We start from the raw sequence: 26,432 nt of genomic DNA on the forward strand, positions 1-26,432 counted from the left end.
ATATGCTATTTAGGGCGTGATTTTTAAATAATCTTCAACATTATAGAGGAACCAAGTTGAGTAAAGACACCGGATTTTCAATAACTTCAGCTGAAAGGTACTCTCTTGCGCTTTTTGAACTTTCAGAGGAGAACAATCTTTTAAGTCAGATCGAAGATCAGTCTTCATCAATTCTTAATTTAATTGATCAAAGTGAAGATTTTTCTAATTTGATTAAAGATCCAACTACAAGCCAAGAAGATTTACTGAAAGTAATCAATACAATCTCTGAAAATAATAAATTTGAGTCTTTATTTAAAAATTTTTTAAGTTTTTTAATTCAAAAAAGACGTTTCTTTTTTATCGAGCGTATCCTTAAAAGTTTTATTGAAATTTGTTCAAGAAAAAGAGGTGAACTTAAGGCAGAATTAAAATCAGCAAAAGAATTATCTAATGAAGAAATTGTAAAAATTACAGAGGAGTTAACAAAAAATTTTAGCTCAAAAATAAAATTAAACTACAAACATGATAAAAGTTTAATAGGAGGTCTGGTAGTAAAAGTTGGAAGTACTATGGTCGATACCTCAATTAAAAATAAATTACAACAAATCGAAAATAGAATGGTAGAGGCATAAATGGAAATAAATCCTTCAGAAGTTACAAAAATATTAAAAGAACAAATTAAAAATTTTGGTGATAAAGCAGAAGTCACAGAAGTTGGTCAAGTTTTATCAGTTGGAGATGGTATTGCTAGGATTTATGGTTTGGATAATGTTCAAGCTGGTGAAATGGTAGAGTTTGCAGATGGTTCTAAAGGTATGGCTTTAAACTTAGAAAGTGAAAATGTTGGTGTCGTAATTTTTGGTGATGACAGAAATGTTAAAGAAGGGGATGTAGTAAAAAGAACTGGTAATATTGTTGATACTCCAGTTGGAAAAGAATTATTAGGAAGAGTAGTGGATGGTTTAGGAAATCCTATTGATGGAAAAGGACCATTAGATAAAGGAATTAAAAAAAGCAGGGTTGAAGTAAAAGCTCCTGGTATTATTCCACGACAATCAGTAAGTGAACCAATGCAGACTGGCCTTAAATCAATAGATAGTCTAGTTCCAATTGGAAGAGGTCAAAGGGAATTAATTATTGGTGATAGACAAACTGGTAAAACAGCAGTTGCAGTAGATGCAATCATTAATCAAAAAAAAATCAATGAATCTGGAGATGAAAAACAAAAACTCTATTGTATATACGTTGCAGTTGGACAAAAAAGATCAACAGTAAGACAAATTCAAAAAACATTAGAAGAAGCTGGAGCTATGGAGTACACAACAATCGTTGCTGCTACTGCATCTGACTCTGCTCCTTTACAATTCTTAGCACCATACACAGGTTGTGCTATGGGTGAGTATTTTAGAGATAATGGAATGCATGCGTTAATAATTTATGATGATTTGTCTAAACAAGCAGTTGCTTATAGACAAATGTCATTGCTATTAAGAAGACCCCCAGGACGTGAGGCTTATCCTGGAGATGTGTTTTATCTTCATAGTAGATTGCTTGAAAGAGCAGCAAAATTAAGCGATGAACATGGTGGTGGGTCACTTACTGCACTTCCAATTATTGAAACACAAGGTGGAGACGTATCCGCGTTTATTCCAACTAACGTTATTTCAATTACAGATGGACAAATTTTCCTTGAAACAGAACTATTTAACCAAGGTATAAGACCTGCAATTAACGTAGGATTATCAGTATCTAGGGTTGGTTCATCAGCTCAAACTAAAGCAATGAAAAAAGTTTCTGGTTCAATGAAACTAGAGTTAGCACAATACAGAGAAATGGCAGCTTTTGCTCAATTTGGATCTGATTTAGATGCATCTACCCAGCAACTTTTGAATAGAGGCTCTAAGTTAACTGAACTTTTAAAACAAAAACAATATTCACCAATGACTGTTGCAGAACAAGTTATTTCAGTATTTTGTGGAGTAAAAGGGTATCTGGATGATATTGATTTAAAAGACGTTGCTGAATTTGAGAGCAAGATTATTGAAAAATGTAAATCAGATAAGCCTGAAATTATTGAGTCAATTTTAACTTCAGGAAAACTTGAGGAAGATAAGGAAAAATTACTTGTTGAGGCAATCACTCAATTAAAAGGAAATTTTAAATCTTAATAATTTATGGCAAGTTTAGATGACCTAAAAAAAAGAATAGCTAGCGTAAAGTCTACACAGAAAATTACTAAGGCTATGAAAATGGTTGCAGCAGCTAAATTAAGAAGAGCTCAAGAAAGTGCTGAGAAGGGAAGGCCATATTCTGAAAAAATGAATAATGTTATTTTAAATTTATCAAATGGTATATCTGATAAAGAAAATGCACCAAAGTTATTGTCAGGTACTGGTCAGGAAAAAACTCATCTTTGTGTGGTGATGACTTCTGATAGAGGTTTATGTGGTGGATTTAATTCTAATATTATTAAAAAAGCTAAAAGTTATTTTGCAAAAATTTTAGATGAAGGTAAAGAACTTAAAATTATTACTGTAGGCTCAAAGGGAAATGATCAATTAAAAAGAGTTTATGGTGACAAAATAATTGAAAATATTTCTTTCAAAGAAACTAAAAATGCAAATTATTTCGATGCTGACAAAGTTGGGAAAATGGTAATTGAAAAATTTGAGGCAGGTGAATTTGATGTTTGTACAATTTTTTACAATCAATTTAAAAATGTAATCACTCAAATTCCTCAAGCACAGCAAATTATCCCTTTAAATAATGAGGGAGAAGAAAATAGTTCAGAAGAAAGTTACGAATTTGAACCAGATGAAGATGAAATTTTAAGCAATTTATTGCCAAAGAATATTTCTACGCAAATATTTAAAGCAATGTTAGAGAATTCAGCTAGCGAGCAAGGGTCTAGAATGAGCGCAATGGATAATGCAACCCGAAACGCAGGTGAAATGGTTGACAAACTTACTATCGAATATAATAGAAGTCGTCAGGCAGCAATTACAAAAGAACTAATAGAAATCATATCAGGAGCAGAAAGTTTATAATTATGAGCAAAGGAATAATCACACAAGTTATTGGAGCGGTAGTAGACGTGAAATTTGATGGTGAACTACCAGAAATTTTAACAGCATTGGAATGTAAAAACGGTGATAACAGACTAGTTTTAGAGGTAGCACAACACTTAGGTGAAACTACTGTTAGAACAATTGCTATGGATGCTACTGAAGGACTAAAAAGAGGTGATGAAGTTATTAATACTAATGCTCCTATTCAAGTTCCAGTTGGACCTGAAACACTTGGAAGAATTATAAATGTAATTGGGGAACCAATTGATGAAAGAGGCGAGGTTAAGACTAAAGAAAGTTGGCCAATTCATAGAGCTGCACCTGAATTTAATGACCAATCAACAGAAACTGAAATACTTGTAACAGGTATTAAAGTTATTGATTTGCTTGCACCTTATGCAAAAGGTGGAAAGATTGGATTATTTGGTGGAGCAGGAGTAGGAAAAACAGTTTTAATTATGGAACTAATTAATAACGTTGCAAAAGCTCATGGTGGTTTTTCAGTTTTCGCGGGAGTTGGAGAGAGAACTAGAGAAGGAAATGACCTTTATCATGAAATGATTGAGTCTGGAGTAATTAAAAAAGAGGGTGCTGGTTCAAAAGCGGCTCTAGTTTATGGACAGATGAATGAACCCCCTGGAGCAAGAGCAAGAGTTGCACTTACAGGGTTGACTGTAGCTGAATACTTCAGAGACCAGGAAGGTCAGGACGTACTTTTCTTCGTAGATAATATTTTTAGATTTACTCAAGCAGGATCAGAGGTTTCAGCTTTGTTAGGAAGAATTCCATCTGCTGTTGGATATCAACCGACATTAGCTACTGACATGGGTAACCTACAAGAAAGAATTACTACTACAAACAAAGGTTCAATTACGTCTGTACAAGCAATTTATGTACCTGCTGATGATTTAACTGACCCTGCTCCAGCGACATCATTTGCTCACTTAGATGCAACGACTGTACTTTCAAGACAAATTGCTGAAATTGGTATTTATCCAGCAGTAGATCCACTTGATTCTACATCAAGAATTTTAGATCCAAGAATTGTTGGAGATGAGCATTATAGAGTAGCAAGAGATGTTCAAAGAATTCTACAATCATATAAATCACTACAAGATATTATAGCTATTCTTGGTATGGATGAGTTATCCGAAGAAGATAAATTAGTTGTAGCAAGAGCTAGAAAAATCCAGAGATTTTTATCTCAACCATTCTTTGTTGCAGAAGTATTTACTGGTTCTCCAGGAAAACTTGTTGATCTTGACTCAACTATCAAAGGTTTTGATGCAATCTGTAAAGGTGAGTATGATCACTTACCTGAAGCTGCTTTTTATATGGTTGGAACAATTGAAGAAGCTATAGAAAAAGCTAAGAAAATGGAACAAGAAGCTGCTGCTTAATGAGCGAAGAGTTTAAAGTAGAAATAGTAAATCCTGAAAAATCTTTTTTAGTAAAAGATGATGTTTCAGAAGTTGTGGTTCCTGCTTTTGAAGGAGAGATGGGAATATTGAAGGATCATATTTCTATTATTTCCTTTTTGAAACCTGGGATAATTAAGATTTTATCAAAATCAGGTGATGAAAATTACTATGTTGAAGATGGAATTGTTGAGTTCAAAAATAACAATTTATCAATTTTAACAAGTACAATTTTTAATCTTGCTGATATGGATAAATCAAAGCAACGAGATTTGCTTAATCAGGCAGAAGAAGAGGCTAATAAAACCGATATTAACGATCAATCTAAATATTTAGCAGATCAAAAAGTTGAAGTTTTAAAAACTCTAAATTAGTTTTTTTACTTTTTCTTTAAGTTCTTTGTAAACATGATGTTTAAAATCAACCACAACATCAGTAATTAAATCTAAGTCAATCCACTTCCAATCTAAAAATTCTGGATTAGATGTGTTAATATTTATTTCATTATCATTTCCAATAAATCGCATTAAAAACCATTTTTGCTTCTGACCTTTGTATTTACCTTTCCAAATAATTCCTAGTAATCTATCAGGCAAATCATAGGTTAATGTACCATCTAATTCTTTTATAAGTTCTACACTCTTGATACTTGTTTCTTCCTCTAGTTCTCTAAATGCAGCTTTTAAATTATCCTCTCCCTCATCAACACCACCCTGAGGCATTTGCCAAAAATTTTTAGGATTATCTATTCTTTTTGCTACGAATACTTTATTTTGTTTATTTAGCAACACAATTCCGACCCCACTTCTCAGTGGTAAATCTTTAAAATTTTTATTCATATTATCCGTTAAGTAACTTAATAGCGTAGTTTAATTGGTTATCAGTATCAGTTTTTATTCTAAAATCATCACCTTCTTCATTTACTTCTATATCCGGTCTAACACCTACTTCAGAAATAGATTTTCCAGAAGGAAGATAATATTTTGCGACAGTTAATCTGATAGCTCCACGATTTTTTAAAGGAATAATTGATTGGACAGAACCTTTGCCAAAGCTATTTTCACCAATGATGATTGCTCTTTTGTGATCCTTTAAAGCTCCAGCAACAATTTCAGATGCAGATGCTGAACCATAGTTAATTAAAACCAACAATGTTTTTCCATCAGTAATATCACCTTTTTTTGCAAACCATTTTCTATTTTCAGATTTTTTTCTACTTTTTGTTGAGACTATCTCTCCATTTTCTAGAAAAAAATCTGAAATCTTTATTGCTTGAGATAAAAGACCTCCAGGATTATTTCTTAAATCTAAAATAAATGAATTTAAGTTTTTATCTTTTTTAAGTTTTTTAATTTGTTTTTCTATTTGATCACTACTGTTATCGTTAAATGAAGTAAGCCTGATGTATCCAATATTTTCATCTATAATTTCAGATTTTACAGATTGGACCTGAATAACTTCTCTTATGATATTAAATGTTAACGCTTTTCTTTCACCTCTTCGTCTTACCGTCAACTCTATTCCAGAACCTACAGGTCCTCTCATTAAATCAACAGCTTCACTTAATGATTTTCCTTGAACCTGAACATCATTTATTTTTACTATGTAATCACCAGCTTTTAATCCAGCTCTGGATGCAGGTGTATCATCTATTGGTGAAATTACTTTTACCACACCAGCCTCCATGCTAACTTCAATTCCTAGTCCGCCAAACTCACCGCTGGTTTCTGTTTGCATTTCATCAAAAATTTTAGGAGACATGTATGATGAATAAGGATCTAAGGACTGTAAAAGTCCATTGATAGCAGAATCCATACTTTCAGATTGATTGAACTCATCAACATATTCTTTATTAATTTTTTCTAGAACCTCACCGAAGAGATCAATTTTTTTATAAATATCAATTTCAGCTGAAATAACAGTTTTATTTAAGCAAAAAATAGAGAAAAAAACTAACAATAAAAATTTAATTTTTTTCATATCATCACTTTTTCTTTTGGAATTAGCTCTGACCAAATTTTCTCTAATTCATAAAACTTTCTTTTTTCTGGGTGAAAAATATGAACAATCAAATCAATCCCATCAACAAGTTTCCATTCTCCACTTTCTTTACCCTCAATTTTTGAGTCTTTTACACCGTTATTTTTAAGCTTTTCTAAAACTTGTTCTGATAAAGATTGAATATGTCTAGATGAAGTTCCACTTGCTATGATCATATAATCAGCCATAGAACTTTTATCTTTAAGATCAATAGTTACAATGTCTTGAGCTTTATTGAGATCTAGTGTGTTGATTACAATTTCTTTTAAGTCTGAAATTTTGTCCATTAATTGATTTTAGATTATCAAATTTTTCTTAATTGAGAAGATGAAATGTTGACTTTATTAAACTCAATAAACTCTAAATTGGTCTTGCTAAGTTGATTAAATGTCTTTGATTTTAAAGAATTTTTTTTATACCCATGTCTGTCAAAGACTAGAATATTACATTTTTGTGAAATTAATTTAAATTTATGCCATTTATGAAAATTAATAAGGTTGTCGGCGCCCATTAAAAAATATATTTCAATGCTTTTATCTTTTTTTAAATGATTGATTAAGTTTATAGTTTTATTTGATTTAATAATTTTTTCATAAAATTTAACCTTTATAAATGAATTTGTACCAATTATTTTTTTACAAAATTTAATTCTGTGAGAAACAGATGTCTTGCTCTCTATTTTAAATGGATTTTTTTTTGTAATTGCCCAAATAACTTTTTTGAGTTTAAATCTTTTTTTTGCTTCCTTAGAAATTGCTAAATGTCCTTTGTGAGCAGGATCAAACGATCCACCTAATATACCAATTTTTATTTTTGTGTTATTCAATTTAATTTCTTATTTTACCATTACTGGTGATTTCATATTTATATGAAATCAATTGATTTAAACCTACAGGACCTCTTGGTGGTAGTGTATTAGTAGAAATTCCAACTTCTCCACCAAATCCAAATTCACCGCCATCAGCAAATTGTGTTGAGGTATTATGCATTGCAATTGAGCTTTTAACATTTTTTAGGAAATATTTTGCTGTCTTTTTATTTTTTGTAATAATGGAGTCAGTGTGCATAGTTCCGTATTTGTTTATATGCTTAATTGCCTCTTCAGAATTTTTAACAACTTTAACAGATACAATTGATGATAAATATTCAGTTGACCAATCTTTTTCTTTTGCAGGATATACTTGACCATTGTAATAACTTTTGAAAATCTTATCGCCAATTATTTTACAACCACTATTTTCAAGTTCCTGCAAAATGGGATTACTAAATTTTTTTACTATATTTTTATGAATTAGAATAGTTTCAGTCGCACCACAAATACTTGTATTTCTTAATTTAGCGTTATAGACAACTTCTTTAGCCATTTTTAATTCTGCATCTTTATCTATATAAGTATGACAAAGCCCCTCTAAGTGCCCAATTATAGGTACTTCGGATAAATCTAAAACTTTTTTAACTAAATTTTTTCCACCACGAGGTATGATGACATCGATATATTTTTTCATCTTAGAAAGCATAATATCTACAAGTCTTCTTTGTTTTGAATCAATAAATTGAATAAAGTTTTCATCAACTTTATTTTTTTTAAGTGCTTTTCTAAACAATTTAGCTAAAGCTTTATTTGAATTTATAGCCTCAGAGCCTCCTTTCAAAATCACTACATTTCCAGATTTAAAACAAAGACTAGCAACATCTGAAGTTACATTTGGTCTACTTTCATAAATAACACCAATAACCCCAATTGGTATTGATACTTTTTTTATATTCAAACCATTTGGTCTTTTCCATTTGTCTAAAGTGTTGTCTATAGGGTCTCTTAATTTAGCTATTTTCAAAATAGAATTTATAATTCCATTTAATTTATCTTCATTTAAGTGAAGTCTTTTGATTAAGTTCTCTTTTAACCCTTTTTTTCTTGCGTAATTAATATCTTTTGAATTTTGATTAATAATAAATTTTTTTTCATTCTTAATTAATTTCGCGTAATCATTTAAGACTTTATTTTTTACTTCAGTTGTAACTTTATACTCACTAGCTTTTCGAGCTTTTTTTCCAATTAAATTCATATATTTAATCATTTAAATTTCCACCATATCATCTTTATGAATAACTTCTGATTTTGCAACATAGCCTAATAATTTTTCAATCTCATTAGAGTGATGCCCCATAATTTTAGTCACCTCAACAGAAGTAAAGGAACTTAAACCTCTAGCACATTCATTATTTTTTTTATCTAATACTTTAATATGATCACCTTTGTTAAATTTTCCTGAAACTTTTTTAATTCCTGCTGCCAACAAACTTTTTCCAGATTTTAATGCTTTTTTAGCACCATCATCAATTATTAAAGCTCCTTTAGGCGCTACAGAACTTATTATCCATTTTTTTCTAGCATCTAACTTTGAAATTTTTGGACTGAACCAGGTACAGTTATTTTTTTCAATTATTTTTGAAATAGGATTTGAATATAATCCATTTGCAATAACCATACTAGTACCTGCAAGCTGACATATTTTTGCTGCTTCAATTTTTGTATGCATACCACCACTTCCATATTCATTTACGCCTTTAATATAAATTTTTTTTAGATCTTTTTTTAGGTCATCAATCTTCTTTATTAGTTTAGCATCCTTAAAAATCTTAGGATTTTTTGTATACAAACCATCAACATCAGATAATAAAATTAAGGTATCTGCGTTTGTAATTTGCGCAACCCTAGATGCCAATCTATCATTATCTCCATATTTTATTTCACTCGTTGCAATAGTATCATTTTCATTTACTACAGGAATAAAACCAAGTTCAAAAAGATTATCAAAAGTTCGTTTCGCATTGAGAGATCTTCTTCTTTCCTCAGTATCTTCTAATGTAAGCAAAATCTGAGAAATATTTATTTTATATTTTGCGAAAGTTTGAGAAAATAAATTCATAAGCTCTATTTGACCAATAGACGCAATAGCTTGACTCTTATCTAATTTGATATTTTTTTTGTTATAATTCATTTTCTTGCATCCCAAAGCTATAGCACCAGAGCTAACAATAACTACTTTTTGATTTTTATCTCTTAATTTTTTAATATCTTTTGCAAAACTAGATAACCATTGTCTCCTAATTTTTTTATTTTGATCAACTAGGAGAGATGATCCAATTTTGACAACAATTATTTTGGAGTTTTTAAGATACATAAGACAAAAGTTTTGCTTTAATTTTTGATACAGATTTTTTTTCCAGAGTTGTCATTGTCATAATCTCACAATTTTTACCCTTTGAAAAATGATCTATAACTTCATTCACTGTTTTTTCATCAATCAAATCAATTTTATTGAGCACAATTAGTTCTTTTTTTTCTAATAACTTTGCACTGTAGCTTTTTAATTCATTTTTCACCTGATTATAAGACTCATTCAGATCTAAGTTGGTGACATCGATTAAGTGCAGTAAAGACTTACATCTCTCTATATGTTTTAAAAACTGTATCCCTAAGCCTATACCTTCGTGAGCTCCTTCAACTAAACCTGGAATATCTGCAATGGTAATCTCTTTATCATCGTAAGAAGCCACGCCAAGGTTTGGATTAATAGTTGTAAATTTGTAATTTGCAATTTTTGGATTTGCGTTTGTTAATGCTGCTAACAAACTTGATTTTCCTGCATTTGGCAATCCAATAATACCAATATCAGCAATTGTTTTTAATTGAAGCCATATTGTAAATTCTTCTCCAATAGTGCCTTTAGTAAATTTTCTTGGAGCTCTATTTGTAGAGCTTTTAAATCTTGTGTTTCCTAAACCTCCTTTTCCACCAGCGGCCGCAACATATTCTTCATCTTTTTTATTAAAATCGAAAAGAAGAGTTTTGTTATCTTCTTCAAATACCTGTGTCCCTAGAGGAACTTTTAAAATTAAATCTTCACCACCTTTCCCTGTTCGGTTTTGACCAGAACCATTTTCTCCACGTTCGGCTTTGTGATGTTGTTGATATCGATAATCAATAAGGGTATTTAAATTTTCTTCTGACTTTAAAATAATTGATCCACCTTTTCCACCATCCCCACCATCTGGTCCACCAAACTCAACATATTTCTCTCTTCTAAAACTAGGAGATCCATCTCCACCGTTTCCAGCTTTAATATAAATTTTAACTTGATCGAGAAATTTCATAATACAACATCTATTTTAATTGGTTGTACTATTAATTGGGCTTTACAGAAACGAAAGTTCTATCTGATTTAGATTTTTTGAAAACAACTTTCCCTTTAACAACTGAAAATATTGAATGATCTTTACCCATACCAACATTTTCACCTGGAAAAATCTTAGTTCCTCTTTGTCTAACAATTATGTTTCCAGGAATTACTGTTTCACCACCATACTTTTTTACACCAAGTCTTCTACCGGCACTATCTCGTCCGTTTCGTGATGATCCACCTGCTTTTTTTGTTGCCATAATTTACCTAATAACTATTTGCTTACTGCTTCCTTAACTTCTTCTTTTTTTGAAGTTTTAGAAATTTTTTCAGCTTCTGATAACACTTTACCATCTTTTGAAAAAATTTTGTTAATTCTTATCATAGAATATTGTTGTCTATGCCCATTTTTTCTTCTTGAATTTTGTCTTCTTCTTTTTTTAAAAATTAAAATAGTTCTATTTTTGCTATTTTTAATTAAATCAGCCTCTACTTTTGCGCCCTCAACATTTGGAGTTCCAATTTCAATTGATTTATCATCACCGTACGCCAGGATTTCATTAAACTCTATTTTAGTCTCAGGTTTAGAGTCTGGTAGTTTTTCAATCTTTAGAATTTCTCCAGATTTTACTTTATACTGTTTTCCACCTGATTTTATTACTGCGTATGACATAGTATGATTTAATTTAAAGTTACCGCAATATAGTTGTAGCTAGCCTTTAGTCAAGCCGAATTAATTAGAAATTATCCTTAAAATCTCTTAATTTTGAAAAGGTTTTAACATCTTTTGCTCTTAAAAATATATTACAATCCAATTCCTCTTTTAAAGTTGAGGGTATCGTAGGAATTCCATTTTCTCTTAATTTTTCTATTTTTTCGATTTTTTTTTGTAAATCTTTGTTTTCAGAATCATATTTTTTACAAAATTTTGCATTGTTAAGAGTATATTCATGACCACAATAAATTTTTGTGTCTTCTGGTAATAATTTAATTTTGTTTAAAGATTCAAACATTTCCTCATAAGAACCTTCGAATATTCTTCCACAACCAAGTGAGAAAAGTGTATCTCCAGTAAAAACTATTTTTTCTTTAAAAAAATTAAAACAAATATGGCCTGAAGTATGTCCAGGTATATGCATAATTTTAGCTTCAAAGTTTTCGGCTTTCCAGATTTGATTATCTTCTAACAATGTGTCTATCTCTGGTATTCTTTTCGAGTCTCCTTTAAAACCTACAACAGCTGATCCATATTTTTTTTTTAATTCTTGATTTCCTCCAATATGATCATAGTGATGATGAGTATTAAGAATGTATTTTAATTTTATATTTTTATTCTTTAGGAAATTTATTATTGGCTCAGCCTCACTGGGATCTACAATACACGCAGAATTGTTACTTTCGTCTATTATTAAATAGCTATAGTTATCTTGAAGACAAGGTATAATTTCAATACGCATTTTATTTTTCTATCAAAAATATACCAAGATCTGCAAATAAATTTTTAATGCCTAAATTACTCTGATTTATTGTTGATTTATTAAGATTGTTTAAAGCTAGTGATTTAAAAATCTTTATATCTTTTGATTTTACAAAATGAAAAAAATCTTTGATTGTGCACATGTGTAAATTTGGAGTGTTATACCATTCATCTGGTAATGTTTTTGTTATTGGCATTGTACCTTTAAATAATAAATGAAATCTTACTTTCCAGTATCCAAAATTTGGAATCGTAACTATTGCCTTTTTTCCAACTCTTAAAAGTTCATCTAAAACTAATTCAGGATTAAGAAAAGCTTGAAGGGTTTGACTTAAAACAACATAATCAAATGATTTGTCTGGAAACTGCTTTAAATCTTTTTCAGCATTTCCTTCAATTACAGTTAAACCTTTAGCAATACATTCTTGCACTTTTTCTTTTGAAATCTCTAATCCTCTTATATTTATGTTTTTATTATCCTTTAAAAATTTCATCAAAGTTCCATCAGCACAACCTACATCTAAGACTTTCTTATCTTTTTCAATTAAATCTGCTATTACCTGAAATTCATTTTTCATAATTAATTTTCTTCGTAAGATTTATCTAAAAAGTTTTTAAGTGCACTCAAGAAATCAGGAACGTTTAGTAAAAAGGAGTCGTGACCTTTATCTGATTCAATTTCTACAAATCCAACATCAGCTCCTATTGAGTTTAAAGCAATCACAATATCTTTGTTTTCTTGGGTTGGATAAAGCCAATCTGAAGTAAAAGAAATTATAAAAAATTTCGCATTTGTATTTATAAATGCTTCTGAAAGATTACCATTGAATTGCTTAGCTAAATCAAAATAATCCATAGCTCTTGTAATATAAAGATAACTATTTGCATCAAATCTATCTACGAAAACTGATCCCTGATATCTCAAATAACTTTCTATTTGAAAATCAGCGTCAAATCCAAATTTAAGATCTTCTCTTTCTTGTAACTTTCTTCCAAATTTTTCCTGCAAACCTTTTTTAGATAAATAAGTAATATGAGCTGCCATTCTAGCTACTGCCAATCCTTTTCCAGGATTAGTATCGTTTGATGTATAATTCCCATCTTTCCAGTTACTATCAGCTGTAATAGCTTGTCTACCTAGTTCGTTAAAAGCAATATTTTGAGCTGAATGACTAGATGTGGTTGCTATCGGTATCACTGTTTTGGATTTATCAGGAAAGTTGCTAATAAACTGAAGGACTTGCATGCCTCCCATGGAACCGCCAGTTATAGAAAACAGTTTATCAATTCCAAAATGATCAAGTAAATTATATTGAGCATTCACCATATCATTAATTGTAATAACGGGAAAATTTGTTCCAAAAATTTTTTGATCAGGATCTTTATGACTTGGTCCGTATGACCCCATACATCCACCAATTACGTTAGAGCAAATAACAAAATATTTATTCGTATCGATAGCTTTATCAGGACCTACTGCATAACTCCACCAACCTTCTTTTTTAGTTACAGGGTTTATTCCGGTTACAAATTGATCTCCTGTTAGAGCATGAAAAACTAATATTGCATTATCTTTTTTTGAATTAAGTGAACCATAAGTTTCATAGGATATCGGAAAATCTTTTATGGTCTTTCCACAGTCTAATTTTAGGGGTTTCTTTACAATTAAAGTTTTTATGTTTTTCTCAGTATTCATAGTTTTTGACTGTTTCGAATTGTGAGAAAAAAAACTATTTTAGCGGTTTTTTTTAAGCGCTCGCAATTCAGTTAAATCAGCGCATAATTTTTTTACTAGAACTTATTTATTATGTCAATTTTTTAAAAAATCCTCTTATTCTCTATAAAATTTTGTAATTTTATCTATAAAGAGCACATAAATTAAAAAAAATGATAACTCCAAATTTCAAAAAATTTAAAATTGAGGCTTATAAGCCTGGTAAATCAAAAGTTAAGAAACTTAAGAACGTAATTAAGCTTTCTGCAAATGAGTCTGCTTTAGGTATGAGCCCTAAAGCAAAGAAAATAATATCAAATAAAAATCTGAATTTAGATAAATATCCAGATGGAAAATCTCAAAATTTAAGAAAAGCAATATCTAAAGCTTATAAATGTAATTCTGAGAAAATTATTTGTGGAGCTGGTTCAGATGAAGTTATTCAAATGCTCTGTCAGTTGTTTTTGAACCCAAAAGATGAGGTTGTGGTACCAGAGTACAGTTTTTTAATGTACAGAATTTACTCAAAAATTGTAGGTGCAAAAGTTGTATTTGCAAAAGAAATTAATTTTAAAGTTTCAGTAAATGAAATTTTAAAAAAAATAACAAAAAAAACTAAAATTGTGTTTATAGCTAACCCAAATAATCCTACAGGAACTTACTTAACGAAAAAAGAAGTTTTAGAATTAAGAAAGAAATTAAATAAAAAAATTTTACTAGTTATAGATGATGCCTATGCAGAATATATGAAAAACAAAGATTATTCATCCGGGTTAGATTTGTTTAAAAATAAAGACAATGTTTTCATCCTTAGAACTTTTTCTAAAATGTTTGGATTAGCTTCTCTGAGAGTAGGTTGGGGATATGGACCAAAAAAAATAGTTGATGCGCTAAATGTTATAAAACCACCATTTAATGTAAATGGTATTGCTCAATTAGCTGCCACCGTGTCACTGAAGGATAAAGCTTTCATAAACAAATCGATTAGACATAATTTATTATATTCTGAAAAAATTAAGAAATTTCTTGAGACATATAATATTTTTTCAAATTCAGTTTCAGCAAATTTTTTATTACTTAATTTTGAAAAATGCAGATATTCAGCAAAATTTCTGTATGAAAAACTTAAAAATAAGGGAATTATTTTAAGATCAACAGAAGATGGTTATCATATCAAGAATAAATTAAGGTTAACTATTGGATCTAAAAAAGAAAACTTAAAATTTATGAGTGTTATTAAGCAAGTATTGAAAAAATGAAAAATATTTTAATTATTGGCTGTGGATTATTAGGTTCATCTTTATTAAGGCGTATTAGCAAAAAAAAGATAGCAAAAAAAATATTTATTTATGAAAAATCAAAATTAAATATTGCTAAGATAAAAAGATTAAAATTACCTGGAACAATTGTTAAATCATTAAAAGAAGGTACAAGTAATTCTGATTTAATCATCTTTTGTACACCAATGAGTGAATACAAAAATATTATTTTAAAAATTAATAAATTTATACCATCGAAAACATTGATTACAGATATTGGTTCTTCAAAAATTGAAACTTCTAAAATTATAAATAAATTTTTAAAGAAAGGTATTTATTGGATTCAAAGTCATCCAATAGCTGGATCAGAGGTCAGTGGACCAGAGCATGGTAAAGAAAATATGTTTACTGATAGATGGTGCATAATAATTAAAGAAAAAAATATTAAAAAAAATAATATAAATATTCTAACTAAGTTTTGGAAAAAAATTGGAGCAAAAGTAGTTGTTATGAGCGCTGAAAAACACGACAAAATTTTTTCTATTACTAGTCATTTACCACACTTAATTGCATATAATTTGGTAAAATCTGCACAAGATTTTGAGAAAAAACAAAATTATGAGCTTATCAAATATAGTGCTGGTGGATTACGAGATTTTTCTAGGATTGCAGCATCAAATGAAATCATGTGGAGAGATATTTTTTTTAACAATAAAAATAATATTTCAAAAGCGATTGATTTATTTATTAAAAATTTAAATCAATTTAAAAAAGATATTAATTCAAAAAATAATAAGTCTATAGTAAAGAAACTTATTCAGACTAAAAAAGTAAGGTCTAAAATCATCAAATTAAAACAAGATATAGACAAGCCTGATTTTGGAAGAAATTAATATTTTATTCTAGAAACTTTTTTTACCTTTAGTTTGGTAGTTTTTTCAATTCTATTAATTGTTTCTGTAATTGGCATAATAATTACTTTTCTTTCTGGACCATAAGCATGAATTAGTTGTTTAGAATTTAAACACATAGCAACATGACCTTTCCAAAAAATAATATCTCCTTTTTTAAATAGTTTTTCTTTTAAATTTTTTTTTGAATATTTGATTTGATCTTTTGTATCTCTTGGATAAAACGAATTATTATAACAATAAAATATTTGCAATAAAGCTGAACAATCAATACCTTTAAATGTTTTTCCACCCCAAACATATTTTGCATCGAGAAATTTTTTAAATATTTTTGTAAAATTATTTTCTTTATGGTTTATTTTTTTAATATCTACTTTTTTAATCCATTTGTTTTTTTCAATTTTTACGTAATATTTATTTTGTTTAAATACAGATAATTTGGATGCAAGTGGAAGCCAACTGTTAGTTCCAATTCCAGGTTTTTTATAAATTTTTGCTTTTAGTGAACTGACTTTATAAGTGGGGCTAAATTTTTCTATATATTTTGAATTTTTTATAAAACCCTTATAATTATCAAATAAAGTTTTAATTTTTATCCAATTTTTATTTTTTGCTAATATTTTAAATTTTTCACCATGTATAATTTGTGAAGTTACCTCAGATCTTTTCGAAGGATTTTTATAAATATTCGAAAAATTACCTATGAAATAAAAATTATTTTGCACCAATTTTAATTTTGTTTTTAATTAACCACAAACAAATTAATGATGGTATCACCATTATAGTCGTTAAAACAAAAAATGTTCCCCAATCTCCATTTAACCAGTCAACTAGAGCTCCTGAGGATGAAGCTAAAGTAGTACGACCAGCAGTACCAATTGAAGCAAGCAATGCATATTGTGTGGCTGTATAAGTTCTATCAACTAGTAATGATATAAATGCAACAAATGCTACAGTTGCAAAAGCTGCTGTGATATCATCAGCTATAACCGCAATTGCAAATAAAATTTCTGATTTTCCAGTCCATGCTAAAACTGCAAATAAAAGATTGGTTATAGCCATTAACCCACCAGCAAAGAACATAGTTTTAATTGTTCCAGCTCTCATGGCCATTACTCCACCCAACAAAGTAAATACAACTGTTGTTATCCAGCCAAGACCTTTTGAATAAATTGCAATTTGACCTTTGGAGAAACCAATTTCTTTATAAAAAACAATAGACATTCTTCCCATAAATGCCTCACCTATCTTAAATAAGAAAACAAATCCTAAAATTCCAGCTGCAATGGCAAAACCATTTTTTTTAAAAAAACTAATAATAGGTCCGCCTATAGTTCCAGTAATATAAGCTATAAAGTTTGTAATAATATTGCTAGATCCAAGTTTTCCTTCAATTAATTTGTCTGTTTCTCTCTGTTTTGCTTGTCTGCTTGTCTCTAAGGGTTCATGAACAAACATTAATCCAATATTCATTAAAATTATTAAAATACCTAAAATTAAAAAAGTTGCTTGCCAGTAGTCAGCTACCCCTAGGTTTTCAAAAAATTCTGCCGTAAATAAAGCAACAACTCCACCTAATTTATAACCTGTCCACCAACCGACAACAGCCATGGCTGCGCCCGCAGCCATTGATTTTCCTTCATTTTCATTTATCTGTTCAATTCTTAATGCATCCACAGTTATATCTTGGGTTGCTGAAGCGATAGCAATAATTAAACCTACAGTAATTAATAAAGCCAAATTTTCAGTTGGATTAATCACACTCCAAACAACAAGACTTAACAAAATTATTAATTGCATCAAAACTATCCATCCTCTTCTATGACCTAATTTTTTTGTTAGTATTGGAATTTGAATTCTATCTATAATGGGAGCCCACAAGTAATTGAAAGCGTATACTCCAAAAATTAAACCTGCCCATCCAATTGTTGATCTACTAAGACCCTCCTCTTTAAGCCAAAGACTTAAGCTGCTTGCAATTAATACCCATGGAAATCCACTTATTGCACCTAATAAAAGAATTCTTACCATACGAATATCTTTATAAACTGCAAGAGAATCAAGCCATAATTGGTTCTTTGTTTCAGACATAATTAATTTCTCCAAAAAGATGGTAAGAACAATACTAATATTGCAAACAACTCAAGTCTACCTAAAATCATACCTATAGTTAAAATCCATTTAGAAATATCAGGTAAAGCTGAAAAATCTCCATTAGGACCGATAATAGGGCCCAAACCTGGGCCAACATTTGATATTGATGTTGCTGCACCAGAGATAGCAGTTATAAAATCGAGACCTGTTAATGATAATAATGCAGCTAAAATAAAAAAAATAACAAAATAAAAATAAATAAATGAAATTATTGATGCAATAAATTTATCATCAACAGATCCTTGATCGTATTTAATTACAAATATTCCCTTAGGATATATAATTTTCTTTAATTGATTTGATATATATAAATATAGAATTTGAATTCTAAAAATTTTAACACCACAAGTAGTTGATCCAGCACAGCCTCCAATAAACATTAATGCAAGAAATATTGTTATAGGAAAACTTCCCCAACCATCAAATTCAGCATTTACATAACCTGTTCCAGTCAATATTGAAATTGTATTAAAAAAAATAGATCTTAAACTAAAGTTTCCATTATTATTAAATAATAAATAAATTGATAATATAATAATGCTTATAATTATTATTTTAATAAATGTTCTGATTTGAATATCGTTTAAAAATATTTTTTTATTACCACTAATAAATTTAATATATGCAATAAATGGAATACTTCCTAAAATTATAAAAATCATCGAAGATATTTCTATAAGAACACTGTCAAAATATCCGATAGATTGATTATAATTAGAAAATCCACCTGTAGCTATGGTAGTCATAGAATGAGTTAAACTATCAAATTTTCCCATTCCAAATACCCAATATGATAATGCACAAAGAGCAGTTAGGCCTGAATAAATATAAATAAGTCTTAAAGCTATTTCTTTTGATTTAGGAAGAATTTTTTCAGATGAGTCGTTGCTAGAAATTTTAAATAATTGCATACCACCAACATTCATTATAGGCATCAGGGTAATTGCCATAACAATTATACCAATACCTCCCAACCATTGAAGTATTGCTCTCCATAATAGAATACCTTTTGGTGTATTCTCTAAGTCAGAAATAATTGTTGATCCAGTTGTTGTAATACCAGACATACTTTCAAAAAAAGCATCAGTAATTGAAAGTTCAATAGTCGAAAATATAAATGGTAAAGAGCCAAAAATAGCAATACTTAACCATGACAAGGCAGTTAATAAAAATGCCTGTTGCAAATTTAATTTTTTGTCGTGGTCTAGATTTGAAAGAAAAAATAATGATCCAAAAATTATAGTAACAATAGATGCACCAAAAAATGATGAATCTATTTCTGAATAAATAAATTGAGCAATTATAGGGATGAACATTGAGATCCCTAAAATTATTTGCAAAATTCCTAGTGTAAAAAAAACAGTTTTATAATTAGACATTTTGAAAGAACATTATTTTATGGTAAATAAATTTCAACTCTATAAGAATTAATAAAATCGCCAATTTAAGATTTTTATAAAAGATATATTCGTGATTAAAAAAGAAATTTTGGACAAAACAAGTGCTTGGCCTTTCGTTGAAGCAAAAAAAATGCTTCGTGAGAGAAAATCATTTATTGATAAAAAAGGTAAAATTACACTTCAAACAGGATATGGCCCAAGTGGCCTTCCTCATATTGGAACATTTGGAGAAGTCGCAAGGACCTCAATGATGGTTAATGCTTTAAAGCAACTTACAGATTTACCAGCAGAGATAATTACTTTTTCTGATGATATGGATGGTTTAAGAAAAGTTCCTGATAATATTCCTAATCAGGAATTGCTAAATAAAAATCTACATAAACCATTAACACAAGTTCCAGATCCATTTGAAAAATTTGCAAGTTTTGGAGAACATAATAATGAAATGTTAAAAGATTTTTTAAATAGTTTTAATTTTAAATACAGCTTTAAAAGCTCAACATCTTTATACAAGGGTGGTTTTTTCAACCCAACTTTAAAAATTATTTTAGAAAATTATGATGGTATAATGAATATTATACTTCCAACTTTAGGTAAAGAACGTCAACAAACTTACTGTCCTTTTTTACCTATTTGTCCAGATACAGGTCATGTTCTCGAAATTCCAGTTATAGAAATTGATAAAAAAAATTCTAAAATAATTTTTGATAATAAGGGTAAAAAATTAGAATCTAGTATTTTGGATGGAAATTGTAAATTACAATGGAAAGTTGATTGGGCAATGAGATGGTATGCTCTTGATATAGATTTTGAAATGTATGGAAAAGACCTTATTGAGAGTGCAATTTTATCAACTAAAATTATAAATTTAATCGGTAAAAAACATCCATCTGGATTTGCTTATGAATTGTTTCTTGATGAAAAGGGTGAAAAAATTTCAAAATCTAAAGGAAATGGTATTACCATCGACCAGTGGTTAAAATATGCCTCACCTGAAAGCTTATCTTTATATATGTATCAAAATCCAAAAAGAGCTAAAAAACTTTATAATGAAATAGTGCCAAAAGCTGTGGATGAGTATCTTGATAATATTGAAAAATCAAAAAAACAAACAGAACAACAATTGGTAATGAATCCTGTTTGGCATGTTCATAATGGCAATATTCCAAAAGAAGAAATGATTATGTCTTTTTCTATGTTGTTGAATTTAGTTGAGACAAGCAATGCTGATAACAAAGATTTATTATGGAAGTTTGTTAAAAAATATAAATCTAACATTCATGAAAAAAACTTTCCAATTTTTGATGGACTAGTTGGTTATGCAATCAAGTATTTCAATGATGTCATTAAGGCTCAAAAAAAATATAAAAATCCATCTGAAAATGAAAAATTAGCTCTACAAGCCTTAGTTAAAACTTTAGAACAATGTAATGATCAGATGTCTCCTGAAGATATACAAACATTAATTTATTCAACAGGTAAAGAGAATGGGTATGCAGAAAACTTAAGAGATTGGTTTAAATTAATTTATGAAGTGGTATTTGGAGATGAAAATGGACCTAGAATGGGTTTTTTTATAAGTTTTTTTGGTGTTAACGAAACAAAAGAGTTGATAATTAATAAATTGAAATAATGTATTCTAATTTAAGATCATTAATATTTAAAATAGATCCTGAAAGAGCACATTTTTTAGCAATTCAATCACTCAAACTTAATTTAGTTTCAAATATATTTGATGAAAACAAAAATGATCCTATTTTAAAAACAAAAATATTTAATCAAAATCTTGATAATCCCATAGGTATTGCAGCAGGTTTCGATAAGAATGCCGAGGTATACAACCCCTTATTTAAGTTGGGTTTTGGATTTGTTGAAGTAGGTACGGTTACACCATTAAAACAATATGGGAATGAAAAACCAAGAGTGTTTAGATTGGTAGAAGATCAAGCATTAATTAATAGGTTAGGTTTTAATAACCATGGATCAGATACAATATTAAACAGAATAAAATCTAATAAAAAACTAGGTGTACTAGGTGTAAACGTAGGTCCAAACAAAAATTCTAATGACAGATTGGATGATTATCTAATTGGATTAGAAAAATTTTCTGAAGTTGCAGATTATATTACAATTAATATTTCTTCACCAAATACTGAAAATCTTAGAAATTTTCATGAAGAGAATAAATTGAAAGAGTTATTAAAATCTGTCTCAGAGAAAAAAAAACAATTAAAATCTGAAATTCCTGTAGCTGTAAAGATTTCACCAGATATAAGTGAAAATCAAATTGACTTAATTTCAGAAATACTTTTAGAAAATAAAATAAGCGCAATAATAATTTCAAATACTTCCGAAGCTTCTCGGGAAACACTTCAAAATATACAGAGACATCAAAAAGGAGGTTTATCAGGAAAACCTATTGAAAAAAAATCAAATCTTTTAATAAGTAAGTTCTACAATTTAATTAAAGGCAAAATTAAAATAATTGGAGTGGGCGGCGTTGACTCAGGTAAAGCAGCTTATGATAAGTTTTTATCAGGAGCAGATTATGTTCAGTTGTATACCGGCATGGTATTTCAAGGACCTAATATTGCTGTCATGATTAAAAAAGACTTAAAAGAATTACTAATAAGAGATGGTGTCAAAAATTTCACAGAAATTGTTGGAAATAAAACTGTTTCTTAAATGTATTAAACTTGACGCTTTCAATATCTCCGCTTATATAGGCAATATTATTATGTCAAAAAAATGCGAACTTACCGGTAAAATTCCAATGAAAGGTCATAATGTTAGTCATGCTAACAACAAGACTAAAAGAAGATTTTTACCTAACCTAAAAAAAGTAAAATTTACAAGTGAGCTTACTGGAAGAAGTTTAAAACTTACTGTAAGTAACTCAGGTGTAAGGTCAGTTGACAAAAAAGGGAGTTTTGATGAATTTTTAAAAACTGTAAAAAATAAAAATTTATCTCCTAGATTAAAAAAGTTAAAAAAAGTAGTTTTAATTAAATCCCCTTTTAAAAGGAAAACTGTAGCTAAATCAGCTTAATGAACAAATTATTTATCACCCTGTCAATAATGATGGGAGTTGTTGTACTATCTTCTAATTATTTAGTTCAGTTTCCAATCAACTATTTTGGATTAAATGAGATTTTAACTTATGGAGCTTTTAGTTACCCAATAGCTTTTTTAATAACAGATTTAGCAAATAGGTCGTATGGAAAATTATTAGCAAGGCAAATTGTATATTTGGGCTTTTTAATAGGAATTATATTTACATTGTTATTCTCAACTGATTTTGCAGATTTAATCTCGGTTAGAATTGCAATTGGATCAGGGGTTGCATTTATTACTGCTCAATTATTGGACATTCAAATTTTTGATCGATTAAGAAAAAAAGAGTGGTTTGTTGCACCACTTACTTCTTCTTTGATTGGATCAACAGTCGACACATTTTTATTTTTCTCAATATCATTTTATGCAACAGGGGTGCCTTGGGTTACTTTATCTCTTGGAGATTTAGCAGTAAAAATTTTAATTGCTATAATAATGTTGATACCATTCAGAATGTTATTGAAAATTATTAAACCAATTAAAGTTTAATATAAAAATTTATAAGATAAAATTTTATAAGCTAATTTCGCAACAAGAAAATTATAGGAATTAAATCCTTTAATTGGAGATAGTTCATTAATATCTGCACCAACAATTTTCGAGTTTTTAGCTGCAATTCTTATTATATCTAATGTTTCGTCCCATAAAAGTCCTCCTGGTTCAGGTGTACCAGTCGCAGGCATAATACTTGAATCTAGTCCATCTACATCGAATGTTAGATAAACAGTTTTGTTTTTAATCAGTTTTTTAAATTTAGACAAATTCCATTTTTTTTTATCTTTTGCCCAAAAAATATTTATTCTTGAAGAATTTCTTTTTAAATATGGTACTTCACTTTCTGAGATATTTCTTATCCCAAATGAAATTAAAGAAACATTTTTATAATCTAGACATCTTCTAATTGCTGAAGCATGTGAAAATTTTTCTCCATTATAGCTTTGACGTAAATCTGCATGGGCATCAAAATGCAAGAGGCAAATATTTTTATATTTTTTAGTAAAAGGAACAATACACCCAGGAGTTATTGAATGCTCTCCACCTAAAGTCATTGGGAAAAGCTTTTTATCTAAAATTTCTTTATTAATATTTGAAATTTTATTAAGTGCTTTTTTAATATTTTTATCAATTTTAAATGGTTTTAAAGTTTTAATACCTATTTTTTTATAAGGTTCACAATTAAGTTCTTCATCATATAGCTCAACTTGATGAGATGCTTTTATGATTTCTTTAGGTCCATTTCTTGTTCCTCCCCCATAACTGACTGTTTTTTCTAATCCAAATGGAACAATCACAGCTTTTTCTTTAAAGCTAAATTTATTATCAATTCCTAAAAACCCGTTTTTATTTGATAGATATTTCAATTTTATTCAAAAATTTTTGTAAAGTTTTTTCTTTCTCTGTTTTTCCACTCACCCTTATGATAAGCATCACTTGCTATCAATGGTAATACACTAGTTGCCTCTGCAAACACCATCTGTTCTTTTGTAATATCTACTTTTCCCCATGAACTTGCTTCTTTTAATGTGGAGCTGCTACATGCTCCATCTCTACTATCAGCAACAGTAATTTGAACAGCATATTTATGCATGTCTACATCTTTTCCTAATAGTTCAGCACAAATAACAGTATCTTGAATAAAGTTTTTAGGCACACCACCACCAATCATAAATAATCCAGAACCTTTAGATTTGATTTTAATTTCTGTTAGTTCTCTAAATTCTCTAACTGAGTCTATTGTCATATGTTTTTTTGGATTTTGTTCTTGATGCATAACTAACCCGAATCCTGCACTCGAATCAGTAAAAGCAGGGCAGAAAATAGGAACATTATTGTCAAAAGCGGTTTCAATTAAAGAGTCTTTTTTCTTTGAGTTATTTTTTAAATATTTTCCCATTTCATAAATGAACTCTCTTGAAGTATAGCTTCTCGCCTCTAGGTTATTTGCGATTTCACATATAATTTTATCACACATTTGAAGCTCTTCTTCATCTATGTAGGTATCGTAAATTCTATCTATGTAGTTGTCCCTCAGCTCAGTATCATCTTGAAATTGTGAACCTTGATAATGTTTAAAACCAAGAGCTTCAAAAAAATCCATATCTACTATAGAAGCACCTGTTGCAACAATTGCATCCACCATATTATATTTAACTAAATCTTTATAAATATTCATGCATCCAGCTGCCGAAGTAGAGCCTGCTAAGGTAAGGAAAATTGTACAATCTTTATCTTTAAGCATCTCGTTATAAATATTAGCAGCATTTGCTGTTTCTCTAGAAACAAATGACATTTTTTCCATTGAAGATATAATTTTTCTAGAGTCGAAAGAAGTTATATCGATGTGCTCAACAGGATTTTTTAAGAAATCTCTTTTACTGTTATGACCTGGATTTTTTTGACTCGACATTAAGCTACCATGTTAGCTTTATTAATGTCTTTATCATACATAGTCATTATTGGATTATCTTCAACTTCGTAAATTTCATTTGAGTAATAGCCATTAAACTTAGTTCTAAATGTCAATCCGTATGCCCCAAGTTGACCAAGTTCAATATAATCATTTTCTTTAATATTATTTGGAAGCAAAAAAGGACCTTTCATATAATCCATGCTATCACACGTTGGTCCAAAAAAATCAAAAGCAGTTAATTTTTTTGAAATTATTTTATTAGAATTTTCTTTAATCATTCTAGATGGAAATACAATATTTGGTGTACCTGCATCAAAAAGGGTTCCATAGGTACCATCATTTATATAAAGCTTTTGTTTTTTTCTTAAATTAACCCTTACAACTGTTGAACCACTTTCAGCAACTAAAGCTCTACCAGGTTCACAAATAATTTCTGGAAGTTTTTCAAGCTTTAAATTTTCTAAACTCTTATTTATTTCATTAAAATAATTATCTAAAGATTGTGGAATTAAGTCAGGATAGATTGTAGGAAAACCCCCACCCACATTAATATAATCTGGAAAAATTTTTGTCTTTTTAATAATATTTCCAATTTCACTAATACCTTTTGAATAAGAAATTGGATGCATACATTGTGAGCCAACATGAAAACTTAAACCAATCTTTTTAGCATGCTGTTTTACAAGTCTCAATAAACCTATTGATTCAGACGTTAACGCACCAAATTTTTTTGATAAATCAATTTCTGCATGTTCATTTGAAACAGCAACTCTTACAAATAATTCTAAATCTTTAGCGTTATTTGTACTTTCAATTATTTTAATTAGTTCATCTTTAGTATCTAAAGAAAAAGTTTTTACACCATAATTAAAATATGCCTCTTTAATACTTTCTCTACTCTTAACAGTATGCATATAAGAGCATTTAGCTGCATTACTAAAAGTTCTAATATTTTTAATCTCTTCAATTGATGCAACATCAAATTGTTCAACTCCACTTTCTATGATTGTTTTGATTATCTCAGGGTGTGGATTGGTTTTGACAGCATACAAAACTTTACCTGGAAATTTGTTTAAGAAAAATTTAACAGCAGATTTTATGGAATTTTTTCTTATACAGTAGACTGGTTTTTCAGGTTTCAGTTGACTTACTAATTCTTCAACTGATTTAAATTTTTGCATTTTAAATGCCTCCAAAAAAAATTTAATAAAAAAAAGTCTTTTATAAAAAAAACTTTAATATTTTTTGGCATATAAAGTAAACACCACTAAAGTAAAGCAAATAATTCAAGCCTGAAATGC

General features: G+C 29.1%; 29 protein-coding genes. 11 read left to right on the top strand and 18 right to left on the bottom strand.

Annotated elements, in window-relative coordinates:
- The first annotated feature begins 56 nt into the window (after positions 1 to 56).
- Genes atpH through atpC form a run of 5 tightly spaced genes read left to right on the top strand, consistent with a single transcriptional unit; the run spans position 57 to position 4,842 of the window.
- Positions 57 to 614, top strand: coding sequence for an ATP synthase F1 subunit delta (atpH, locus tag ACTT9L_RS06375; RefSeq protein ID WP_440928471.1), 558 nt, complete (start codon positions 57 to 59; stop codon positions 612 to 614).
- Complete coding sequence (atpA, locus tag ACTT9L_RS06380; protein WP_440928472.1) at positions 615 to 2,150, top strand: F0F1 ATP synthase subunit alpha; 1,536 nt, start codon at positions 615 to 617, stop codon at positions 2,148 to 2,150.
- 6 nt (positions 2,151 to 2,156) lie between these two features.
- Entirely contained in the window at positions 2,157 to 3,029 is an 873-nt protein-coding gene (locus tag ACTT9L_RS06385) for a F0F1 ATP synthase subunit gamma (protein WP_440928473.1), read from the top strand.
- 2 nt (positions 3,030 to 3,031) lie between these two features.
- Positions 3,032 to 4,450 (top strand): F0F1 ATP synthase subunit beta, encoded by a 1,419-nt coding sequence (gene atpD / locus ACTT9L_RS06390; protein ID WP_440928474.1) that lies wholly within the window; start codon positions 3,032 to 3,034, stop codon positions 4,448 to 4,450.
- A complete protein-coding gene (gene atpC, locus ACTT9L_RS06395; RefSeq protein WP_440928475.1) occupies positions 4,450 to 4,842 on the top strand; it encodes an ATP synthase F1 subunit epsilon in 393 nt (130 codons plus the stop codon). The genes atpD and atpC overlap by 1 nt, the downstream gene beginning before the upstream one ends.
- Here the strand turns inward: atpC and ACTT9L_RS06400 are convergent.
- The 12 genes from ACTT9L_RS06400 to metX all read right to left on the bottom strand — a co-directional run bounded on the left by ACTT9L_RS06400 (position 4,834) and on the right by metX (position 13,865).
- Complete coding sequence (locus ACTT9L_RS06400; RefSeq protein WP_075502547.1) at positions 4,834 to 5,307, bottom strand: RNA pyrophosphohydrolase; 474 nt, start codon at positions 5,305 to 5,307, stop codon at positions 4,834 to 4,836. The two genes, atpC and ACTT9L_RS06400, sit on opposite strands and share 9 nt — an antisense overlap.
- Before the next feature lies 1 nt (position 5,308).
- Positions 5,309 to 6,448, bottom strand: coding sequence for a S41 family peptidase (locus ACTT9L_RS06405; RefSeq protein WP_440928476.1), 1,140 nt, complete (start codon positions 6,446 to 6,448; stop codon positions 5,309 to 5,311).
- Positions 6,445 to 6,795 (bottom strand): ribosome silencing factor, encoded by a 351-nt coding sequence (rsfS, locus tag ACTT9L_RS06410; protein ID WP_075484663.1) that lies wholly within the window; start codon positions 6,793 to 6,795, stop codon positions 6,445 to 6,447. Before rsfS ends, ACTT9L_RS06405 begins: the two co-directional genes overlap by 4 nt.
- Before the next feature lie 17 nt (positions 6,796 to 6,812).
- Positions 6,813 to 7,340: a nicotinate (nicotinamide) nucleotide adenylyltransferase gene (gene nadD / locus ACTT9L_RS06415; RefSeq protein ID WP_440928663.1), complete on the bottom strand. Its 528-nt coding sequence runs from the start codon at positions 7,338 to 7,340 to the stop codon at positions 6,813 to 6,815.
- A complete protein-coding gene (locus tag ACTT9L_RS06420) occupies positions 7,336 to 8,586 on the bottom strand; it encodes a glutamate-5-semialdehyde dehydrogenase (RefSeq protein ID WP_440928477.1) in 1,251 nt (416 codons plus the stop codon). The genes nadD and ACTT9L_RS06420 overlap by 5 nt, the downstream gene beginning before the upstream one ends.
- Positions 8,587 to 9,693 carry a glutamate 5-kinase gene (proB, locus tag ACTT9L_RS06425; protein WP_440928478.1) on the bottom strand — a complete coding sequence of 369 codons (1,107 nt, stop codon included), beginning with the start codon at positions 9,691 to 9,693 and terminating at the stop codon, positions 8,587 to 8,589. It lies immediately after the preceding gene.
- On the bottom strand, positions 9,683 to 10,666 hold the full coding sequence (gene cgtA / locus ACTT9L_RS06430; protein ID WP_440928479.1) for an Obg family GTPase CgtA: 984 nt from the start codon (positions 10,664 to 10,666) through the stop codon (positions 9,683 to 9,685). The genes proB and cgtA overlap by 11 nt, the downstream gene beginning before the upstream one ends.
- A gap of 31 nt (positions 10,667 to 10,697) precedes the next feature.
- Entirely contained in the window at positions 10,698 to 10,952 is a 255-nt protein-coding gene (gene rpmA / locus ACTT9L_RS06435; RefSeq protein ID WP_023854670.1) for a 50S ribosomal protein L27, read from the bottom strand.
- Between the two features lie 14 nt (positions 10,953 to 10,966).
- On the bottom strand, positions 10,967 to 11,365 hold the full coding sequence (gene rplU / locus ACTT9L_RS06440) for a 50S ribosomal protein L21 (RefSeq protein WP_440928480.1): 399 nt from the start codon (positions 11,363 to 11,365) through the stop codon (positions 10,967 to 10,969).
- 64 nt (positions 11,366 to 11,429) lie between these two features.
- Positions 11,430 to 12,149, bottom strand: a complete 720-nt coding sequence (gloB, locus tag ACTT9L_RS06445; protein WP_440928481.1) for a hydroxyacylglutathione hydrolase — start codon at positions 12,147 to 12,149, stop codon at positions 11,430 to 11,432.
- A gap of 1 nt (position 12,150) precedes the next feature.
- Positions 12,151 to 12,747, bottom strand: a complete 597-nt coding sequence (gene metW / locus ACTT9L_RS06450; RefSeq protein ID WP_440928482.1) for a methionine biosynthesis protein MetW — start codon at positions 12,745 to 12,747, stop codon at positions 12,151 to 12,153.
- Positions 12,748 to 12,749: 2 nt separating this feature from the next.
- Positions 12,750 to 13,865 (bottom strand): homoserine O-acetyltransferase MetX, encoded by a 1,116-nt coding sequence (gene metX / locus ACTT9L_RS06455; protein ID WP_440928483.1) that lies wholly within the window; start codon positions 13,863 to 13,865, stop codon positions 12,750 to 12,752.
- A gap of 191 nt (positions 13,866 to 14,056) precedes the next feature.
- Between metX and hisC the strand changes: the two genes are divergently transcribed.
- Both hisC and ACTT9L_RS06465 read left to right on the top strand, forming a co-directional pair.
- A complete protein-coding gene (hisC, locus tag ACTT9L_RS06460) occupies positions 14,057 to 15,142 on the top strand; it encodes a histidinol-phosphate transaminase (RefSeq protein ID WP_440928484.1) in 1,086 nt (361 codons plus the stop codon).
- Positions 15,139 to 16,035, top strand: coding sequence for a prephenate dehydrogenase (locus ACTT9L_RS06465; RefSeq protein WP_440928485.1), 897 nt, complete (start codon positions 15,139 to 15,141; stop codon positions 16,033 to 16,035). Before hisC ends, ACTT9L_RS06465 begins: the two co-directional genes overlap by 4 nt.
- On the opposite strand, the gene ACTT9L_RS06470 is transcribed toward ACTT9L_RS06465, so the two are convergent.
- The 3 genes from ACTT9L_RS06470 to ACTT9L_RS06480 are packed head-to-tail and all read right to left on the bottom strand — an operon-like array spanning position 16,032 to position 19,586.
- A complete protein-coding gene (locus ACTT9L_RS06470; protein WP_440928486.1) occupies positions 16,032 to 16,778 on the bottom strand; it encodes a C40 family peptidase in 747 nt (248 codons plus the stop codon). The two genes, ACTT9L_RS06465 and ACTT9L_RS06470, sit on opposite strands and share 4 nt — an antisense overlap.
- Positions 16,768 to 18,144: an AmpG family muropeptide MFS transporter gene (locus tag ACTT9L_RS06475; protein ID WP_440928487.1), complete on the bottom strand. Its 1,377-nt coding sequence runs from the start codon at positions 18,142 to 18,144 to the stop codon at positions 16,768 to 16,770. Before ACTT9L_RS06475 ends, ACTT9L_RS06470 begins: the two co-directional genes overlap by 11 nt.
- Before the next feature lie 2 nt (positions 18,145 to 18,146).
- Positions 18,147 to 19,586 carry a TrkH family potassium uptake protein gene (locus tag ACTT9L_RS06480; RefSeq protein WP_440928488.1) on the bottom strand — a complete coding sequence of 480 codons (1,440 nt, stop codon included), beginning with the start codon at positions 19,584 to 19,586 and terminating at the stop codon, positions 18,147 to 18,149.
- A gap of 91 nt (positions 19,587 to 19,677) precedes the next feature.
- Here ACTT9L_RS06480 and ACTT9L_RS06485 point away from each other — a divergent pair, with 91 nt between their 5' ends.
- From ACTT9L_RS06485 to ACTT9L_RS06500, 4 genes are read left to right on the top strand one after another with little or no spacing between them, the layout of a single operon-like run.
- The gene (locus tag ACTT9L_RS06485) at positions 19,678 to 21,240 is read left to right on the top strand and encodes a lysine--tRNA ligase (RefSeq protein WP_440928489.1); all 1,563 of its coding nucleotides are present in this window, start codon (positions 19,678 to 19,680) and stop codon (positions 21,238 to 21,240) included.
- A complete protein-coding gene (locus ACTT9L_RS06490; protein ID WP_440928490.1) occupies positions 21,240 to 22,292 on the top strand; it encodes a quinone-dependent dihydroorotate dehydrogenase in 1,053 nt (350 codons plus the stop codon). The genes ACTT9L_RS06485 and ACTT9L_RS06490 overlap by 1 nt, the downstream gene beginning before the upstream one ends.
- Before the next feature lie 52 nt (positions 22,293 to 22,344).
- Positions 22,345 to 22,656, top strand: a complete 312-nt coding sequence (gene rpmB / locus ACTT9L_RS06495; protein WP_440928491.1) for a 50S ribosomal protein L28 — start codon at positions 22,345 to 22,347, stop codon at positions 22,654 to 22,656.
- Positions 22,656 to 23,210 (top strand): queuosine precursor transporter, encoded by a 555-nt coding sequence (locus ACTT9L_RS06500; protein WP_440928492.1) that lies wholly within the window; start codon positions 22,656 to 22,658, stop codon positions 23,208 to 23,210. Before rpmB ends, ACTT9L_RS06500 begins: the two co-directional genes overlap by 1 nt.
- Here ACTT9L_RS06500 and speB read toward each other — a convergent pair.
- Genes speB through ACTT9L_RS06515 form a run of 3 tightly spaced genes read right to left on the bottom strand, consistent with a single transcriptional unit; the run spans position 23,207 to position 26,312 of the window.
- Positions 23,207 to 24,082 carry an agmatinase gene (speB, locus tag ACTT9L_RS06505; protein ID WP_440928493.1) on the bottom strand — a complete coding sequence of 292 codons (876 nt, stop codon included), beginning with the start codon at positions 24,080 to 24,082 and terminating at the stop codon, positions 23,207 to 23,209. The genes ACTT9L_RS06500 and speB overlap by 4 nt on opposite strands.
- A 2-nt stretch (positions 24,083 to 24,084) precedes the next feature.
- Positions 24,085 to 25,128, bottom strand: coding sequence for a 1,9-bis(guanidino)-5-aza-nonane synthase (locus tag ACTT9L_RS06510; RefSeq protein ID WP_440928494.1), 1,044 nt, complete (start codon positions 25,126 to 25,128; stop codon positions 24,085 to 24,087).
- On the bottom strand, positions 25,128 to 26,312 hold the full coding sequence (locus tag ACTT9L_RS06515; protein WP_440928495.1) for a type III PLP-dependent enzyme: 1,185 nt from the start codon (positions 26,310 to 26,312) through the stop codon (positions 25,128 to 25,130). The genes ACTT9L_RS06510 and ACTT9L_RS06515 overlap by 1 nt, the downstream gene beginning before the upstream one ends.
- Positions 26,313 to 26,432 lie beyond the last annotated feature (120 nt).

The organism is Candidatus Pelagibacter sp. (assembly GCF_052049675.1).
Classification (GTDB): domain Bacteria; phylum Pseudomonadota; class Alphaproteobacteria; order Pelagibacterales; family Pelagibacteraceae; genus Pelagibacter.

Bases quoted from the DNA above. Each gene is read 5' to 3' on its own strand.
- ACTT9L_RS06515 (WP_440928495.1), bottom strand. From the start codon at position 26,312: ATGCAAAAATTTAAATCAGTTGAAGAATTAGTAAGTCAACTGAAACCT.
- ACTT9L_RS06480 (WP_440928488.1), bottom strand. From the start codon at position 19,586: ATGTCTAATTATAAAACTGTTTTTTTTACACTAGGAATTTTGCAAATA.
- ACTT9L_RS06385 (WP_440928473.1), top strand. From the start codon at position 2,157: ATGGCAAGTTTAGATGACCTAAAAAAAAGAATAGCTAGCGTAAAGTCT.
- atpA (WP_440928472.1), top strand. From the start codon at position 615: ATGGAAATAAATCCTTCAGAAGTTACAAAAATATTAAAAGAACAAATT.
- ACTT9L_RS06465 (WP_440928485.1), top strand. From the start codon at position 15,139: ATGAAAAATATTTTAATTATTGGCTGTGGATTATTAGGTTCATCTTTA.
- rpmA (WP_023854670.1), bottom strand. From the start codon at position 10,952: ATGGCAACAAAAAAAGCAGGTGGATCATCACGAAACGGACGAGATAGT.
- ACTT9L_RS06420 (WP_440928477.1), bottom strand. From the start codon at position 8,586: ATGATTAAATATATGAATTTAATTGGAAAAAAAGCTCGAAAAGCTAGT.
- ACTT9L_RS06405 (WP_440928476.1), bottom strand. From the start codon at position 6,448: ATGAAAAAAATTAAATTTTTATTGTTAGTTTTTTTCTCTATTTTTTGC.
- metW (WP_440928482.1), bottom strand. From the start codon at position 12,747: ATGAAAAATGAATTTCAGGTAATAGCAGATTTAATTGAAAAAGATAAG.
- rsfS (WP_075484663.1), bottom strand. From the start codon at position 6,795: ATGGACAAAATTTCAGACTTAAAAGAAATTGTAATCAACACACTAGAT.
- gloB (WP_440928481.1), bottom strand. From the start codon at position 12,149: ATGCGTATTGAAATTATACCTTGTCTTCAAGATAACTATAGCTATTTA.
- ACTT9L_RS06510 (WP_440928494.1), bottom strand. From the start codon at position 25,128: ATGTCGAGTCAAAAAAATCCAGGTCATAACAGTAAAAGAGATTTCTTA.
- proB (WP_440928478.1), bottom strand. From the start codon at position 9,693: ATGTATCTTAAAAACTCCAAAATAATTGTTGTCAAAATTGGATCATCT.
- ACTT9L_RS06400 (WP_075502547.1), bottom strand. From the start codon at position 5,307: ATGAATAAAAATTTTAAAGATTTACCACTGAGAAGTGGGGTCGGAATT.
- atpC (WP_440928475.1), top strand. From the start codon at position 4,450: ATGAGCGAAGAGTTTAAAGTAGAAATAGTAAATCCTGAAAAATCTTTT.
- ACTT9L_RS06500 (WP_440928492.1), top strand. From the start codon at position 22,656: ATGAACAAATTATTTATCACCCTGTCAATAATGATGGGAGTTGTTGTA.
- ACTT9L_RS06475 (WP_440928487.1), bottom strand. From the start codon at position 18,144: ATGTCTGAAACAAAGAACCAATTATGGCTTGATTCTCTTGCAGTTTAT.
- ACTT9L_RS06490 (WP_440928490.1), top strand. From the start codon at position 21,240: ATGTATTCTAATTTAAGATCATTAATATTTAAAATAGATCCTGAAAGA.
- metX (WP_440928483.1), bottom strand. From the start codon at position 13,865: ATGAATACTGAGAAAAACATAAAAACTTTAATTGTAAAGAAACCCCTA.
- hisC (WP_440928484.1), top strand. From the start codon at position 14,057: ATGATAACTCCAAATTTCAAAAAATTTAAAATTGAGGCTTATAAGCCT.
- cgtA (WP_440928479.1), bottom strand. From the start codon at position 10,666: ATGAAATTTCTCGATCAAGTTAAAATTTATATTAAAGCTGGAAACGGT.
- rplU (WP_440928480.1), bottom strand. From the start codon at position 11,365: ATGTCATACGCAGTAATAAAATCAGGTGGAAAACAGTATAAAGTAAAA.
- atpD (WP_440928474.1), top strand. From the start codon at position 3,032: ATGAGCAAAGGAATAATCACACAAGTTATTGGAGCGGTAGTAGACGTG.
- rpmB (WP_440928491.1), top strand. From the start codon at position 22,345: ATGTCAAAAAAATGCGAACTTACCGGTAAAATTCCAATGAAAGGTCAT.